Below are 17,879 nucleotides of genomic sequence, written 5' to 3'. Positions count from 1 at the left end.
AACGGGGAGTAAATGCTTCCCGTTTTTTTCTAAATCGGCTTCTGAAAATCGGTAGCAGACACTTTGTAGTTCTTCTTAGTTCTACTGTTTATCAGCTTTTTAAGTTTTGTTTGGTTCGTTTGGTTATAAAAATATTAAATTGTATCCACATTTTTATTTGCTGAAATAAAGTTGTTTTTACATTTTTACCGCTCCAAAATTATCAAATGAAACTATGAATGTCAGAAATTTAATTATTGTTTTAACCACCATAATATTGATGTCGGTTTTGGGTTGTGATTCTAAAAAATCCAATAAAACAATTCAAACAGAATTGGATAATGACTGGTTTTTTCGTCAAAGCGGAGAGACTGAGTGGTTATCGGCTACTGTCCCGGGAACGGTTCACACCGATTTGATGGCGCACGGGAAAATAGAAGATCCATTTTACCGGTTAAATGAACACGACGTTCAATGGGTTGACAAAGCAGATTGGGAGTACAAGACCACTTTTACTGCCGATAAAGATTTGCTGGCGAGAGATAAAATAGAACTTGATTTTGAGGGTCTAGATACATATGCCGACGTTTTTGTAAATGGGGAAAAGGTTCTGGAAGCTGACAATATGTTCAGGGAATGGACTGCGGACATAAAAGATGTGATACAGGAAAGAGAAAACGAGTTACTTATTATTCTTCGTTCTCCGGTAGTTGAGGGCATAAAAAAATACGACGCACAGGGTTATGTAATTCCGGTTTCCGACAACGATTTAGCTGAAATCGGACAGGTGGAAGATGGTAAGAAAGTAAGTGTGTATACGCGAAAGGCCGGGTATCATTTTGGCTGGGACTGGGGGCCTCGCCTGGTGACCAGCGGAATATGGCGTCCGGTTAATATTAAAGCATGGGATTTGGCGAAGATCGAAAGCCTTCAGATTATTCAAGATGATGTAACGGAAGAGCTTGCAGCTTTTACAGCCGTGTTTGAAATTACAGCGCTTGAGAATCAAACAGCAACTCTTTTTGTAAAAAGCGACAGTACACAGTTGGCTTCTTCTCCGGTTCAGTTAAAAGCCGGAACAAATAAATATTCTGTTGACTTTCAAATTAAAAATCCTAAGCTGTGGTGGACCAATAGTTTGGGAGAACCCTATTTATATAATATTTCAGCGAATGTTAAAATAAAGGATCTCGACCTTGCCGAGACTACGCGGATTGGAATTCGAACTCTTGAATTGGTTAGAGAAGAGGATGAGAATGGAACATCATTCTATTTCAAATTGAATGGACATCCGGTTTTTATGAAAGGTGCCAATTATATTCCCAACGATGTTTTTTTGCCTCGGGTAAGCGATGATAATTACAAAAAGGTTGTTGAAACAGCCAGGCAGTCGAATTGCAACATGTTGCGTATTTGGGGAGGTGGCATTTATGAAAATGATATTTTTTATGACTTGTGTGATGAAGCTGGCATCCTTTTGTGGCAGGACTTTATGTTCGCCTGTTCGATGTTTCCGGGCGATGAAGCGTTTTTAGACAACGTAAAACAGGAAGCGATAGATAATGTAAAACGTTTACGGAATCACCCAAGTATTGCTTTATGGTGCGGGAATAACGAAATTCTTGCTGCCTGGAAAGGCTGGGGTTGGGAAAAGGCCGAGCGGGCCAAAAGTGAAGAAAATGCTGACAAAATATGGCAATCTTACGTCGATATTTTCCATAAAGTTTTACCTGATGTCGTAAAAGAATATGACCCGCAAAGGAGTTACTGGGGATCAAGTCCCTCTTCGGGTTTAGGCGTCCCAGCCGATTTGGTAAACGGAGACGAACATTACTGGGGCGTTTGGTGGGGGAAAGAGCCATTTGAAACCTATGCAACTCATTTAGCCCGGTTTATGAGTGAATATGGTTTTCAGTCGTTCCCTGAAATGGCATCAGTTGAGAAATACGCTCTTCCGGAAGACTATGATATTTTTTCAGAAGTGATGAAATCTCATCAGCGTTCTTCTATCGGTAACGGGACAATCGAGTATTACATGAATCAGGAATACAATTCACCAAAAGATTTTGAGTCGTTTTTGTATGTTAATCATGTTTTGCAGGCCGAAGGGATTAAATTTGGATTGGAAGGACACCGCCGGGCAATGCCTTATTGTATGGGAAGTTTGTATTGGCAAATTAACGATGTGTGGCCGGTAGCATCATGGAGTTCAACCGATTATTACCAAAAATGGAAGGCCTTGCAGTATTACGTAAAAAAAGGTTTTGAACCGGTTTTGGTTAGTCCGTATATCGATGGGGCAAAATTTAGGGTAGGAATTGTGAACGACAGATTACAACCGGTTAATGCTGAGCTCTATTTGCGGTTGATGGATTTTGACGGACAGGTAATTTGGGAAGAAGCTTCACTGGTGGAAATTCCGGCCAACTCAAGCGATGACTATTTTGATGTTAACCGATGGGAGTTTACCTACAGAAAGAGTCTGCAGAACCTGGTATTTTCAGCAGAACTGAGAGAAAATGGAGAGATAATATCAAAAAACAATTTCTATTTCAGGCCATACAAGGAATTGAGGGTTCCAACGCCAAAAATTGAATATGCCATAGAAAAAGATGAGGATGGCTATACAATTGATTTGAAAACGGACAAACTGGCTAAAAATATTTATCTGCAAATTGGAAATGAAGAAGGATTCTTCTCTGATAATTATTTTGATCTGCTACCGATGGAGAGTGTGGGAATCCATTTGAAAACTGACATTTCGGAGGCCCGTTTAAATGAAGTGTTGACAATAAGAACACTGGAAAGTGCCTTTTAATAGCCGAAACATATCATATTCTGAAAATAAAAAGCTGTCTTTTGTAAATAGAAAGACAGCTTTTTATTTCTCTTCACAGATTTGATCTTTATATTATATTCAAATTTTTTCCAACTTTGATAAATGCGTTAACTGCATTGTCTATTTGTTCTGTTGAATGAGCAGCAGACAACTGAACCCTGATTCTGGCTTTTCCTTTCGGAACAACCGGATAAACAAAACCAATAACATAAACCCCCTCTTTTAGCAGTTCGTCAGCAAATTTAACAGCCAGCGGAGCATCATAAATCATTACCGGAACAATTGCTGTATCTCCTTGCACCAAATCAAAACCTGCAGCTTGCATTTTTGTTCGAAAGTGTGTAGCATTAGCCATGGTTTTTGCAGGTAAATCACCTGATTCTGAAAGCATATCAATAACTTTTAGTGTAGCTCCAACCGTAGCAGGGGCAAGGGTGTTCGAGAACAAATAGGGGCGTGAACGCTGGCGCAACATCTCTATGATTTCTTTTCTGCCCGAAGTACAACCGCCGTTTCCTCCCCCCATGGCTTTTCCAAAAGTGGTTGTAATAATATCGATTTTGCCAAGCAAGCCAAAATGTTCTGCTGTTCCCCGTCCCGTTTTTCCAATGTAGCCAGTTGCATGCGAATCGTCAACCATTACCAGTGCATCATATTTTTCAGCCAGCGCAACAATTTCCGGTAATTTTGCCATATCTCCGTCCATTGAGAAAACACCATCGGTTACCACAATACGATATTGTGCAGCTGCAGAATCAACCAAACATTGTTCCAGTTCCATCATGTTTGAATGTTTATATCTGAAACGTTGTGCTTTGCATAGGCGGACACCATCGATAATAGAAGCGTGGTTTAGTTCATCGGAAATAATCGCCGATTCAGGTCCCAGCAAGGGCTCAAAAACTCCGCCGTTTGCGTCAAACGCGGCGCAGTATAAAATTGTATCTTCCGTTCCCAGAAATTCGGACACTTTTTCTTCCAGTTCTTTGTGAATTTGTTGTGTGCCACATATAAAACGAACAGAAGAAAGACCAAAACCCCAGTCGGTCATGATATCCTGTGCTGCTTTAACTACTTCAGGGTTATTGGCTAAACCAAGATAGTTGTTGGCACAGAAGTTTAATACGGTTTTTTCTTCACCGACTTTAATTTCTGAACTTTGCGAAGATGTAATGATTCTTTCAGTTTTGTATAAACCTTGTTCTTTTAATTCTTCCAGTGTATTTTGCAGATCTTGTTTGATTTTTCCGTACATATAAGGACTTATTAAAGTTCAACACAAAATTATAGAATGACGTGGAAATAAAGAGTGATAAAAGACATAAATAAATATTCATTCCACATTAAATGCTTTCTTATATCTTTGCACCGAATTCAAAAAAAGAGCAATGAGCAACTCAAAAGTTAGGGTACGGTTTGCCCCAAGTCCAACAGGTCCGCTGCACATGGGCGGAGTTAGAACAGCTTTATTTAATTACCTTTTTGCAAAAAAGAATGGCGGTGATTTTATCCTTCGTATTGAAGACACTGACCAAACCCGCTTTGTGCCGGGAGCGGAGGAATACATTATTGAGAGTTTGAATTGGTGTGGTTTGAATCCGGTGGAAGGTCCCGGAGTTGGTGGTAATTTTGGACCATACAGGCAAAGCGAAAGAAAGGAGCTGTATAAAGGATATGCCGATCAATTGGTTGAATCGGGCTGGGCATATATTGCTTTTGATACTCCTGAAGAAATTGACATACTCCGGAAGGAAGCCGAAGCAAATAAAGCAACTTTTTCCTACGGAATCGGAACACGCGATAATCTCAATAACTCATTGAGATTATCGGCTGAAGACGTTCATGAGAAATTAGAAGCAGGTGATAATTACGTTATCCGTTTTAAAATGCCGGAAGATTTGGATGTTACGGAAGACGATTTAATTCGCGGAACTGTGACGTTTAATACAACAAAAAGTCTTGACGACAAAGTGCTTTTTAAATCGGATGGAATGCCAACATACCACCTTGCAAATGTAGTTGATGACCATTTGATGAAAATTACACATGTTATTCGTGGAGAAGAGTGGCTGCCTTCGATGCCGCTGCATGTGCTGTTATATAAAGCGCTGGGCTGGGAAGAAACCAAACCCCGGTTTGCGCATTTACCGCTTATTTTAAAGCCGGTTGGCAAAGGGAAATTAAGTAAACGCGATGGTGATAAGATGGGATTTCCCGTCTTTCCACTCCAGTGGAAAGACCCCGAAACCGGAGATATTTCACGGGGTTATCGTGAAGATGGTTATTTCCCCGAAGCTTTTATAAACTTGCTGTCTTTATTAGGATGGAATCCCGGAACGGAGCGGGAATTCTTTTCGATCGAAGAGTTATCTGAAATTTTTAGTCTGGAACGTGTGGTGAAATCGGGTTCGCGTTTTGATCCTGAAAAGGCCAAGTGGTTTAACAAACACTATTTTCAGCAAAAAACGGAAACGGAATTAGCCCGGCTTTTTAAACCGGTTTTGACGGGAAAGGGGGTTGTCGCGAGTGATGAAAAAATTGTGCGTGTTGTAGCTGAAGTAAAAGAACGTTGTGAGTTTGTTTCCGATTTGTGGGAGCAAAGTCATTTCTTTTTTGAAGCGCCTGAATCTTACGATGAAAAAACAGTAAAAAAACGCTGGAAAGAAGATACGCCGGGGAAGCTTTCTGCTATTGCAGAGCTTTTTGAAAATATAAAGGATTGGAAAGCAGAGTCGATTAAAGAACCATTTTCCGCTTTTATGAATGAAAAAGAGTGGAGCTTCGGGGCAATCATGAATCCGCTTCGTTTGTGCCTGGTTGGTGGAAATATGGGACCCGACTTGTTTGTCATTTGTGAAATTTTGGGGAAAGAAGAGGCTATTTCGCGCATAAAAAAGGGAGTTTATTCGATAAAATAAAGAACCGGTTGTCTTATTACCGAACATTCGCAGGAGGTTAATCGTTGTTTTGGTGTTATGTTTCAAATAGTAAACATCAGAAAATTAACGATTACCGAATGAATGACCAAACAAAGATCAGACTCCCTCGAAATGTATGGATTCTGACCGTTTCTCAGGCTTTAATTTTATCTGTAAGTTCAATGGTGGTGTTTGTGGGGGGACTGGTAGGGGCCCAGCTTGCACCGCTTGAAAATCTGGCAACATTACCTGTTGCAAGTATTGTTGTGGGGACTGCCGTTACAATTCCACCGGTTACTTTTTTAATGAACAAAATCGGACGACGACGTTCATTTTTTATTATTGGTTTATACTCGGTGCTTGCTGCCATATTGGCCAGTTATGCTATTTCTATTTCAAATTTTTATCTGTTTTGTTTTAGTACGTTTTTGTTTGGGGCAACTTATTCCTGTGTAATGCAATTCCGGTTCGCGTCAATGGAAAGTGTATCAGAAGAGTTGATTCCAAAAGCAGCGTCAATGGTTTTGGTTGGGGGAATTGCTGCTGCGTTTTTAGGACCTGAAATAGCTGTCTTCGGCAAGGATTTATTAAAAGTAGAATTTGCTGGTTCGTTTATTTTATTGGCCGGACTATTTGTGATTGCGATGTTTTTTCTAACAGGTTTCAAGAATCCAATCCCGCAGGAAACAAGCAATGAAAGTACGCAGCGACCATTAAAGGAAATATTTAAACAACGTGTATTTTGGGTTTCTATATTGAGTGCAACCATTGGATATGCTGTCATGAGTTTTATAATGACAGCCACTCCGGTTAGCATGCACGTTATGGATGGACATTCGCTTAGCCACACAAAATGGGTTATTCAAAGCCATATTGTAGCTATGTTTTTGCCCTCATTAATTACAGCATGGATCATCAAAAAGCTGGGGCTGTCTAAAATGATGATAACCGGATTAGTTGCGTATTTGATTTGTATAGCTATTGCATTTGCCGGAAAGGATTTAGGCAATTACTGGGTATCGCTTATTTTGCTTGGTGTGGGCTGGAACTTTTTGTTTATCGGGGCAACAACTTTACTTCCGCAGTGTTACAATCCCTGCGAACGGTTTAAGGTACAGGCGGTAAACGATTTTGTAATTTTTGGAACACAAGCTGTGGCTTCCCTCTCTGCCGGTTGGTTTATATTTGCAGTGGGATGGAAGATTTTGCTTCTGATTAACCTACCCTTTATTTTGTTTCTTTCGGTGGTGATTTTAAAGTGGAAAACAAAGAAAGTATAATGAAAATTTGTTTAAAATATTTTTGCTTTTTTATGTCGTTTCCTAATTTCTAAAGGATTGTATGAAACATCTAAAGTCCTCATTTTACCTATTCACAACTCAATGTTTCTAGCCAGAGTCTCTTCATTATCAGGATTTTACTATTTACTCATATCGTAATGCTTCGACGGGATTCCTGGTAGCGGCTTTCCAGCTTTGAATACTTACCGTTAATAAGGCAATTCCCAGAGCCAGTAACCCGGTCGCTAAAAATATCCACCAATTCAAACCGGTTTTATAAGCGAAGTTTTCGAGCCACCTGTTCATTGCGTACCAGGCAACCGGGCTGGCAATAATAAACGCAACACCCACCCACATCAGATAATCTCTGTTAAGCATGGTAACTATTTCAGAGACTCGTGCACCATTTACTTTTCTCACACCAATTTCTTTCACCCGGCGTTGGGTACTTATCAGTGCCATACCAAATAATCCCATGGAACTTATAAACAAAGCAATTGTTGTAAAAACAGAGAGCAATCTTGCCTGCAACAGTTCGGCTTTATAAACTTTTTTATACATGGCTCCAACATGTTCGTACTGAAAAGGATATTCGGGAAACAATGAATTCCAAACGGTTTTCATATCATTTAAAGCCTGAGCTTGCATTTCAGGTTTATAAGAAATCACAAAATTAAGCAGCCATAGATTTTCACGTTTAAAAAAAACAAGTGGTTCAACAGCACTTTTCAGACTTTGAAGATGAAAGTCTTTCACTACTCCAATAATTTTACCTCCAGGAATTTCGATTCCCGAGCCGGGAGCAGAAAAAATTAACCTAAATTCTTTGCCGGTGATCTTGTCCGGCTCGGAATATCCTAAGCGATGCATTGCGGCTTCATTTATAATATATTCCCCTGAACCATCAGCGTCGGTGTTTTTTTTAGAAAAGTTTTCTCCGCTTAAAAATTGCAGATTAAAAATAGAGGCAAAGGAATAATCACAGGGAAATACGCCGATCCTGTCATATTCCTGGTTCTGTTCATCTGTTTTATAACCTTCCATTTCAAAAGGGAACATGTCGTTCGCTTCGCCTCCCGGAGGTTCCATCATGGCAGAAACGGATTCAATACTGTTGTATTTCAGCAACTCTGCTTTTAAAACTTTAAATTTTTGCTGTATGCTTGAGTGCACCGATTCAAAGCAAACAATGTTATCTTCATTTACTCCAATACTACTGTTTAATGCATATCTTGTTTGTTTTGAAATGACAATTACAGAGACAATCAGGGCAATGGAAAATCCGTATTGAAAAATAATTAACGCACTGCTAACTCTTCCTTTCGCCATTTTCGGAGAAACATTTCTTTTTGTTCTGTTTCTGAATAAGGAAGATACAAAACTCACAACGGGTGTCATTCCAAGAATCAGTGCGGACAAATTGAATAAAAGAACAATTACAGCTACAGAAAATGTATTGCCGTTTAACAGATTCAATCCGTACATTTTTGCTATCAGGGAGTTTATAGGAAAAGCTATCATCAGGGAAAGTATGGAAGTTGTGACGACAATAAACAATCCTTCAATAAAAAAATAACTGGCAATAGAATATTTTGATGATCCTAAAAGTTTGTTTACAAACATGTATTTTGCACTAAATCCGGTCATTCCCATGTTTAAATTGGCATAGTTACTAATGGAAATAAGAAGTAAAATAAGTGCTGCAATTGTCAGTACATAAATATTTGTAAGACTCCCGGCCGGTTCTATTTCGCGGAGTTTGTGCGATTTTAAATGGATATCATTTAATTTTTGTAAATGTACCTGTGTATCCATTTCCTCCGGATTTGTCTCCCGGTTGTTCTTTAAGTAGACTGAAATACCCGATTTTACATTTTCAGGATTGGCATTTTCAGCCAGCAGAAGGTAGGTCCATGCCCACGAATTGGCGAACTGATCTGCACCGGGAGTAGTTATAAAATCGGGATAGAAATGGCTGTTTGAAGGAAAATCTTTCATCATTCCCTGCACTGTGAAGTCCTGCTGTTCGCCGTAAAACTGGCCGGCCGGTAGTGTCAAAACTTTCCCGACAGGATTTGTTTCTCCGAAAACTCTTTTTGCGAAACTCTCGGTTACGACCATTGATGCCGGATTTCCCAGAACTTTTTGTTTGTCGCCAATTAAGAGCCTGGCATCAAAAACCTGGAAAAAAGTACTGTCGCATTCGAATGCTTCATTGATGTTGTAAAATCTTTCTTCGTATTTAATAAGCCCGCCTCTAACAGGCATTAGGCGGGTGAAGTTTTCCAATTCAGGAATTGCTTCTTTTAATTCGGGAATGTAGCCGGGATTAATTGTTCGGGCAAAGTGCTTTCCTCCTAAAAAATCAGGGTCGGTTATGGTATACCTGTATATTCTGTCTGATTTCGAATGATAGCTGTCGTAACTCAGCTCATTTTTGAGAAATAAAGCTATAAAGACGATTCCTGTTAACGCGAGGCTTAACCCAATAACCTTTACAAGATTTAAAAAAGGATGTTTTAGCAGGTTTCGTATTACTACTTTTAGAATCATTGCATCTGATTTTTCGGATCGTAAATTTAATGATATAAAATATGAAGCACATCATTAAAATTTAAATCGATAAATTAGTTTGACCCGCAACAATAATGATATTTACGATTTGCTTTTTGTACTTCAAAAAATTATTTCCTGTTTTCTACCTGATAATCTTCCCGAATGAGCCCGTCAATTAATTTGACAACGCGGGTTCCGTATTGTGCAAAATCTTCATTGTGGGTTACCTGGATAATTGTCATTCCTTCCTCATTCAGTTTTTTCAGCAACTTCATGATCATTTCTCCTTGTTCGGAATGCAGGTTCCCTGTTGGTTCATCGGCAAGCAACAATTTTGGGCTTCCAATTATTGCCCGGGCAATGGCTACCAACTGCTGCTGTCCGCCTGAAAGCTGGCTGGGGAACAAATCTTTTTTTGCTACCATATTAAAACGGTCGAGCAGGTCGGCTACCATAGCTTTTCGTTCTTTTCCTTTTACACTGCGATAAACCAAAGGTGTTTCAATGTTTTCATATACATTCAGTTCGTCGATGAGATGAAAAGCCTGGAAAATAAAACCGATGTGGCTGCGGTGGTATTGTACTTTTTGTTTTTCCTTGATTTTGTGGGCAGGTTCATCCCAGAAATAATACTCGCCCGCACTTGGTTCATCCAATAATCCAATAATATTAAGTAAAGTAGATTTGCCCGCACCACTTGGGCCCATAATGGTTACAAACTCACCTTGTTTAACTTCGAGGTTAACACCTTTTAAAATAAAGGTTCGTTGAAATTTAGCGTCGTAATACTTGTCGATTTTTTTTAATTGTATCATATCTTAAACTTTGATTAACTGATTTTATGATTGACTTTGATATTTTTTGTTCATACTCTTTTGAAACCGAGATTCTTATTCATACCTCAAACTATCTACCGGATTTCGGGTCGCTGCCTTATACGACTGGAACGAAACAGTTAACAAGGCAATGGCCAGGGCCAATACTCCTGCAATGGCAAAAAGCCACCAACTTAAAGAGGTTTGATAGGCAAAATTTTCGAGCCATCGGTTCATCGCGTACCACGCAGCAGGAACAGCAACTACAACGCTTATAATCACCCATATAAGGAAATCTTTATTGAGCATCTCCACAACTTCGGTAACTCTGGCGCCGTTTACTTTACGAATGCCAATTTCTTTGGTTCGTTTTGATATGGTAATTAAAACAACACCAAATAATCCCATTATTGCCAATGATATTGATAACAACGAAAATGCAGTTATTAGTTTTGCCTGATTTTGTTCTCTTTCATAAAATTGGTTAATCTCGTCTGTTAAATATATAACTTCAGATACCGACTCGGGTGAGATTTGGGTTACCAATCTGTCGATTGTTTCAATTATTGATTTATCATCTTTGCCGTTTGTTTTAACAGCCAGCAATCGCATTTTTTCAGGGTGTTGCTGTAGTATTACCATGGGTTGAATAAGCGAATGCATCGAATGGGCATTAAAATCTTTAACAATTCCACGCACTGTAAATCCGTTCAATAAATCACCTGCTTTAATATTATATTCCAACGCTGTCGATTCGTTGATAATTATATTTGTTCTGCCATCCTGCTTGAATTCTCCAAAGGCTTCACCATCTATAATTTCCATACCCAGAAGAGGAATCATCCCTTTTCCCATAATTAGTCCGTCGAATCTTACTGTTTCTTCCTCTGTTCTTAATTTAATAGGAAGAAAAGCATTAAAAGGTGGTATAAATGAAGAGCCAGCTGTGGAAATTACATTTGGATTTTGCTCCAATTCGTTTTGAATTACTTGTGCCTGTTTTTGTAACTCAGGACTGTTTAGCTCACAAACCAAAACATTGTTTGGGTCGATTGCCTTAAAATTAGTGAGTCCGTAATTGATCTGTTTTTTAAAAGTAAAAACACTTACAACAAGAATAATAAAAATAGCAAAATGAAAACTTAAAAATGAATGGTTTAATTTGTGGCTTTTTTGTTGTCGCTGCATTTTTCCGGTTAACAAAACTACTGCTGAAGTTCTGGAAATATTAGTTCCTATAAATATTCCTGAAAGCGTACCGGTAAGTAAAGTTACAGCAACGAGCATTCCCCAGGTTTGCCACATCCCAAAAACTTCTTCTCCGACAGTTTTCTGTAATGTTGAATTTATAAAAGGAATACCGATGATAATAATAATTGCTGCCGGCATCAGACTTAAAGCAGAAATCATATTCGATTCAAGTAAAACCTGTTTTCTTATAATATTATTTGAAGCTCCCAACGCTTTTTTTGCCCCGATTTCTGTCAGGCGACTTAGTATTTTTGCCTTGGTCAGAAAAATATAATTGAGAATAGCTATAAATAAAATAACCAGTGCAATTCCGATGTAATATTTGAGTTCGTTGGCATTTCCCGTCCGGCTATAGATGTTTCCTGTCAAATTATTGGAATCTAAATAGATATCGGTTGCCGGTTGTAAATGATATTCTTTTTCTTTGTACTTTTCCGTATCAAACGAAACCATAAAGTTTTTAATCTTTGAACTTACCGTCTCAGGACGAGTGCCCGGGCTTAAAAACAGATAGCTGTAGAAATAGTTGTTATCCCAGTTTTGATAGTCGTTTTGAGTTGAACCATATTCACCAAACATACGTTGCGACAACCCCAAAACTTGTTCTGAAAGTTCTATATTGCCAACAAATTCAGGGTGAAGCGTTGAGTTTCCCGGGAAATTTTCGTAAACTCCACAAATTGTAAGGGGTAAAAAATTGTCTTTCAATTTAACATTCAAGGAGGCACCCAATGCATTTTGAGTTTTAAAATATTTTTTGGCCATATCTTCAGAAAGGGCAATTTCGGTAGGAGAGACAGCAGCTTTTCCGTATTTAAATTTTGTATTCAGAAGGGAAAAGAAGTTGTTGTCAGCAAAAGCGAAAAGGTCTTCCTCAATAACCCGGTTGCCGGAGTTTTTAATCTGAACATGGTTCGTTTGATAAAACCGGAAAAAGTCTTGAATTCCGGGGATGTTATCTTGTATCGACGGCGCTAAAGGATAGGGTGTTCTTGGATCGGTATCTTCAACAACTCTGTACACATTTTTATGGTCGGGAATGAAACGGTCGTAAGAATGTTCATGAATAATTAAAACTCCCAAAATAAAAATACAGCCCAGGCCAATTCCCAATCCCAAGATGCTGATTGATGACTCGATTTTATTTTTTAAAATATTTCGAAAAGCAATTTTTATGTCGGTAATATTCATATTTCTACCTTTATTGGTTGACAGGGATTCAAATCCGGTGCCTGTTTTGCAAGTTAAAGATTTTCAACTTAATAGTTTCTGATGTATTACCCAAAGTGTAAAAAAAATTGACAAAAAGTGTAAAAAAAATTGACAGGGATGCTTGCTTTTACACTCGCATCCCTGGGATGTTATTCATATTTTAAAGCTTCAACCGGGTTAATCCGCGATGCCCTGTAAGAGTGAAACAAAACCGTAAATAATACAACTGTACTTGCAATGATAAAGGCGATAACAAAGAACCAAAAATTAATACTGACTTTGTACGAAAAATTACTTAACCATCGGTTCATAAAATAATATGTCACCGGTATTGCGAGCAAAGCTGCAATAAAAACGATAACGATGTTTTCCTTCAGAAAAGAATAGATAATTGTTTTCTCTGAACTTCCCAGAACCTTTTTCACCCCAATTTCTTTTGTACGGGTTTTGGCTATAAACAATGTGAGCCCAAATAAGCCAAAAGCAGCAATGAGCAGCGAAAAGACAGCAAAGATGGTAATTATAATACTCAGATTCTTTTCTGATGCATAAATGTCCTTGATAAGATTTTCGATGGTTTGATATTGGAAAGAACGCTCGGGGGCTATTTTCTTCCATTCTCCTTCAACGATGGGAAGTATGTTACTAAGTGTTCCCGGTGTATAATTTATGGCCACTTGTTGAATGTATCTGTCGGTCATATTTATCATCAACGGTGGGATATCGGAATGAATGGAATGCAGGTTAAAATCTTTTACTATTCCGATAATTGTTCCGTTGCCAATTTTCTTTCCAACAGGGTCGGTAATTCCTAGCTGTTCCACTGCTTTTTCATTAAGGATTATTGAGTTTTCCAGATCGGCTCCAAATTCTTCAGAAAAGCTTCGGCCTTGTATCACCGGAATTCCCATTGTTTCCAAGAAATTATAATCAACAGCCAGGCCTTCTACCTTTATTTTTTGCGACTGATCCTGGAAATTTGGAATCATAGAAGACATAGAACCCATCATCGGCAGGCCATCCATGGTACCTGCAGCCATTTTTATGTTCGGGAACGATTTTATGCTGTTGATAAAAACAGTGTAATCCTTGAAATTTCGTCCTAAATCTACCAGAAGAATATTTTTGTTTTGATATCCTAAGTCTTTCTTTAGGGCGAATTTATATTGCGAGCGGATAATTAAAGTTCCTGAAATAAAAGAACAGAAGATAACCAGCTGAATCACAATCAATGACCATCTTAAAAGCGATTTCCTTCTCCCCGATACAGAGCCATTCTTCAGGATGCTGATAATGTTCAACTGCGACAAATATGATGAAGTATATAGTCCCGAAGCTAAACCGATAACGACAGTTAGCAGCAGGTAAATCAGGATATAAACAGGAATATTGGTGGAAATAATATAAAGTTTGGTTTGAAATAATTTTTCGGCATAAGGTTTTGCGATTAAAGCCAAGGCCACAGCGAGAGGCAACACGGCGAGCGAAAGGAAAACCGACTCGCCAAGCAGTTGATTCCTGATGGCTTTTACTTCAGCCCCGCTGGTTTTTCGTATCCCAACTTCTTTTGTGCGACCCGAAGAAACTGCCGTTGAAAGAATAATGTAGTTAAAAGCGGCGACCAGAATAATCAGGAAGGCAGTGGCCGAAAATATCCGGATATTTTTCATATTTCCTTTCATTCCTGAGTTCATTATATTGTTGGAACGGAGATAAACATCCGTAAGATTTTGCAGAGAATAACTTTTTGGTGGGTTTTCACTTATATTTTTTACTTCCAGATTTCGGAACTGGTTTTCAACCGAGGCTGGCTCTATTCCCTTTTTTAGCAGTACCCATGTGGTCCAGAAGTCCAGATCCCAGTTTACATCAGCATTTGTAACCCCGAAAGTTTGGTTGATAGGTTCGAGAGTCCATTTGCCATTGATAAAACAATCGGCTTGTAACGTAGAGTTTACAGGAATATCATCAAAAACGCCTTCTACTACAAACAATTGTTCCTTACCATTAGCAATACCAATGATCTCTTTTCCTACCGGATTTTGATCCGGGAAAAATTTTTCAGCTTGTTTTTTTGATAAAACAATAGAATTTGGGTTGTCCAGAATTCCTTTTGGAGCACCGTTTAAAGGAATATCGAAGATATCAAATATCTCCGAATCGGTGGCAACAGCTCGATAAACAGAAATAAACTCGTCTTTCATTTTTAAGCTGAATCCCCGCATATTTCTTGCCCTTACAGCATGCTCTATTTGCGGGAAGTCACTTTTCAGCGCCGAAGCTAAAACATAAGGAGTTCCTAACTGTGTTGTTTTAAATTCATGGTAAGTATTAAGCACCCGGTAAATCTGTTTCCGGTTTTTATAGCCCTGATCGTAACTGAACTCGTTGATAACAAACAACAAAATAATAAAAGAAGCGGCCAGTGCCAGTGAAAGACCAAGAATATTAATTCCTGCAAAAAGTTTATTTTGTTTTAAAAAACGCAAGGTGGTTTTTAGATAGTTTTTGAACATTGGTTTATATTTTATTATTGTTTTTATTCAAATGTAAGTTCTTTTCATTTTGCTTTCATTCTTTTTCGCTGAAAGCATATTTTTGTTCGTTAACATTAAAAAATTATTCAAAGTAGGTTTTGTTTTATTCATACCTTAATGCCTTCACCGGGTTAACGCGAGAAGCTCTGAAAGAATGATAAAATACTGTACCTAACACTACAAGTGCGGCAGTTACAAAAGCCAAAGCAAATACCCACCATTCAATATTGGTTTTAAAAGAAAAGTTGCTGAGCCAACGATTCATAATAAAAATGGTAGGAGGAATCGACAAAAAACTGGCAAGAGCTACCATAAACAAATTTTTTCGCAGGAAAGAAAATACAATCATTTTCTCCGAACTTCCAATAACTTTTTTTATTCCAATTTCTTTTGTCTGGTTCTTTACCATAAAAAGTGTTAATCCAAACAATCCGAATGATGCAATTAGAAGTGAAAACAGCGCAAAAACTGAAATTATTACGCTTAGGTTTTTCTCGTTAATATAAATTTCTTTTAAAAACTCTTCAATGGTTTTATAATTGAACGGCTGTGTGGGAGCAATTTTCTCCCATTCACTTTTAATAAGAGGCAGAAGATCTTCGAGTGTGCCCGGTTTGTAATGAACACCTACCTGCGAAACATAGTTGTCTGAAGCAACTACTATTAAAGGTGGAATTTCACTATATAAAGGGTGAAAATTAAAATCTTTCATTACACCGATAATTTTTCCATCGCTTAACGGCTTTCCAATCGGCTCGGTTATTCCCAGTGCTTTAACCGCTGCTTCGTTTATGAGGAATGAGCTGCTTTCATCGCTGCCAAACTCATGAGAAAAACTTCTTCCTTCAAGAATTTGAATTCCCATGGTTTCAATAAAATCATAATCAACCCCAAAAAGTTCAACGGTTACTTTTTTTGCCGAGTCCTGTAAATGTTCAATATTAAAGTGTTGAAATTGGTAAGGCAGAGGAAGGGCATCCAATGAACCACCTGCTGAAATAATATTCGGGTAAGTTTTGATACTATTTATAAATGCTGCTGAATTTTGTTGGTCTCTTCCCATATTAATAAACAGAATATCATGGTTATAATACCCCGGATCCTTTTGGAGTGCATATTTGTATTGTGAACGAATAATTAAAGTGCTAGATACAAAAGAGCAAAATATGATTAACTGCACCACAATCAGGGCAAAACGAACCCGGGATTTCCGCCTTCCGGTTTGTGCCGAATTTTTTAAAATGCTGATTACATTTAATTTGGATAAAAACGAAGCGGTATATAATCCTGACGCCAATCCGATGGTCAGTGTAAGTACCACATAAACTACGATATAAATAATAATGTTTGATCTGACAATCAAAAGTTTCGTTTGGAATAGGTCTTCGGCATAAGGTTTTCCCAGTGTAGCCAAAAATAAAGCGATAGGTAAAACCAACATAGCAAAAACGATGGATTCATTTAACAACTGTTTTCGTATAGATTGGACACTGGCGCCACTGGTTTTCCGAATTCCGATTTCTTTCGTTCTGCCTGTTGATACGGCGGTTGAAAGAATAACGTAATTAAAAGCAGCAACAATAATAATAAGTAGGGCAATAGCCGAAAATATACGGATGTTTTTCAAATTACCTGTCAGGCCGCTATATTCAATTCCTTGTGAATGCAAATACACATCGGATAAATTCTGCAGAGAAAAATTGTATTTAGGCTCTGCGCCAAAAGCCTTTTTCTCCAGTGCTCTGAACGGTTCATCAAGTGAAGCCGCATTTGCATTTTTGTCCAGTAAAAGCCAGGTCATCCAAAAATTGGAATGCCAGTTCGTTTCAGAATTCTCGTCTTTAATGCCCTGGGTGAGTCGCTTCATCAGGTATTTTGAACTGAAAAAACAATCAGCCTTGATAGTTGAATTAACCGGAATATCATTAAAAATCCCCTTAACCACAAAAATTTCCTCTTTTTCATTTATCTGAGTAATCAGTTTCCTTCCAATCGGATCTTCGCCGGGGAATAATTTTTGAGTCAAATTTCGTGAAAGAACAATTGAATTTGGTTCGTCAAGGATATTGTTCTGTTGACCAACAAAGGGAATATTAAAAATTTTAAATATATCTGAATTGGCACTCATCGCATTAGGTACAGGGATTAGCTCATCATTCAATTTAACGCTAAATCTTCCCGCGCCACTAACAGACGCGACATGTTTTACCTGTGGAAATTCATCTGTTATATTTTTTGACAGTATATATGGAGTATGGGCACTGGTTCTTTTGTATTCAACAGAATGTTCTAAAACCCGGTAAATTTGTTTTCGGTTTTTGAAGTTGGTGTTGTAACTCAATTCGTTGATAACAAACAGCAGAATTATAAATGATGCTGCCAGGGCAAGCGAAAGTCCGAGGATGTTGATTCCGGCAAAAAGTTTATTTCGTTGTAGAAAACGGAGTGCTGATGTGAGGTAGTTTTTTAACATGACGATTAAAACTTATTAG

Annotated in this window: 9 protein-coding genes and 1 pseudogene; 3 read left to right on the top strand and 7 right to left on the bottom strand. The window is 38.2% G+C overall.

Annotation, left to right across the window (positions count from 1 at the left end; genetic code table 11):
- Positions 1-214: 214 nt before the first annotated feature.
- Positions 215-2,797 (top strand): beta-mannosidase, encoded by a 2,583-nt coding sequence (locus tag K5G00_RS15000; protein ID WP_238766995.1) that lies wholly within the window; start codon positions 215-217, stop codon positions 2,795-2,797.
- 88 nt (positions 2,798-2,885) lie between these two features.
- Here the strand turns inward: K5G00_RS15000 and kbl are convergent, their stop codons facing one another.
- Entirely contained in the window at positions 2,886-4,073 is a 1,188-nt protein-coding gene (gene kbl / locus K5G00_RS14995) for a glycine C-acetyltransferase (protein ID WP_238766994.1), read from the bottom strand.
- 133 nt (positions 4,074-4,206) lie between these two features.
- Between kbl and gltX the strand changes: the two genes are divergently transcribed.
- Together gltX and K5G00_RS14985 are read left to right on the top strand one after the other, a co-directional pair.
- On the top strand, positions 4,207-5,736 hold the full coding sequence (gltX, locus tag K5G00_RS14990) for a glutamate--tRNA ligase (RefSeq protein WP_238766993.1): 1,530 nt from the start codon (positions 4,207-4,209) through the stop codon (positions 5,734-5,736).
- A gap of 98 nt (positions 5,737-5,834) precedes the next feature.
- Positions 5,835-7,016, top strand: coding sequence for an MFS transporter (locus K5G00_RS14985; protein WP_238766992.1), 1,182 nt, complete (start codon positions 5,835-5,837; stop codon positions 7,014-7,016).
- Between the two features lie 144 nt (positions 7,017-7,160).
- Here the strand turns inward: K5G00_RS14985 and K5G00_RS14980 are convergent, their stop codons facing one another.
- The 6 genes and pseudogenes from K5G00_RS14980 to K5G00_RS14960 form a co-directional block, all read right to left on the bottom strand.
- Positions 7,161-9,569 (bottom strand): ABC transporter permease, encoded by a 2,409-nt coding sequence (locus K5G00_RS14980; RefSeq protein WP_238766991.1) that lies wholly within the window; start codon positions 9,567-9,569, stop codon positions 7,161-7,163.
- A 131-nt stretch (positions 9,570-9,700) separates the two neighbouring features.
- Positions 9,701-10,387, bottom strand: a complete 687-nt coding sequence (locus tag K5G00_RS14975) for an ABC transporter ATP-binding protein (protein WP_238766990.1) — start codon at positions 10,385-10,387, stop codon at positions 9,701-9,703.
- Between the two features lie 75 nt (positions 10,388-10,462).
- Positions 10,463-11,935: an ABC transporter permease gene (locus K5G00_RS30200; RefSeq protein ID WP_394800866.1), complete on the bottom strand. Its 1,473-nt coding sequence runs from the start codon at positions 11,933-11,935 to the stop codon at positions 10,463-10,465.
- A 171-nt stretch (positions 11,936-12,106) separates the two neighbouring features.
- Positions 12,107-12,829, bottom strand: a pseudogene (locus K5G00_RS30195) (ABC transporter permease); the annotation flags it as partial.
- A 170-nt stretch (positions 12,830-12,999) separates the two neighbouring features.
- Entirely contained in the window at positions 13,000-15,366 is a 2,367-nt protein-coding gene (locus K5G00_RS14965; protein WP_238766988.1) for an ABC transporter permease, read from the bottom strand.
- Between the two features lie 124 nt (positions 15,367-15,490).
- The gene (locus K5G00_RS14960; RefSeq protein ID WP_238766987.1) at positions 15,491-17,860 is read right to left on the bottom strand and encodes an ABC transporter permease; all 2,370 of its coding nucleotides are present in this window, start codon (positions 17,858-17,860) and stop codon (positions 15,491-15,493) included.
- Positions 17,861-17,879 lie beyond the last annotated feature (19 nt).

The organism is Maribellus maritimus (genome assembly GCF_022267315.1).
GTDB classification, from domain to species: domain Bacteria; phylum Bacteroidota; class Bacteroidia; order Bacteroidales; family Prolixibacteraceae; genus Draconibacterium; species Draconibacterium maritimum.
This window is presented reverse-complemented; position numbering and strand designations above follow the sequence as displayed.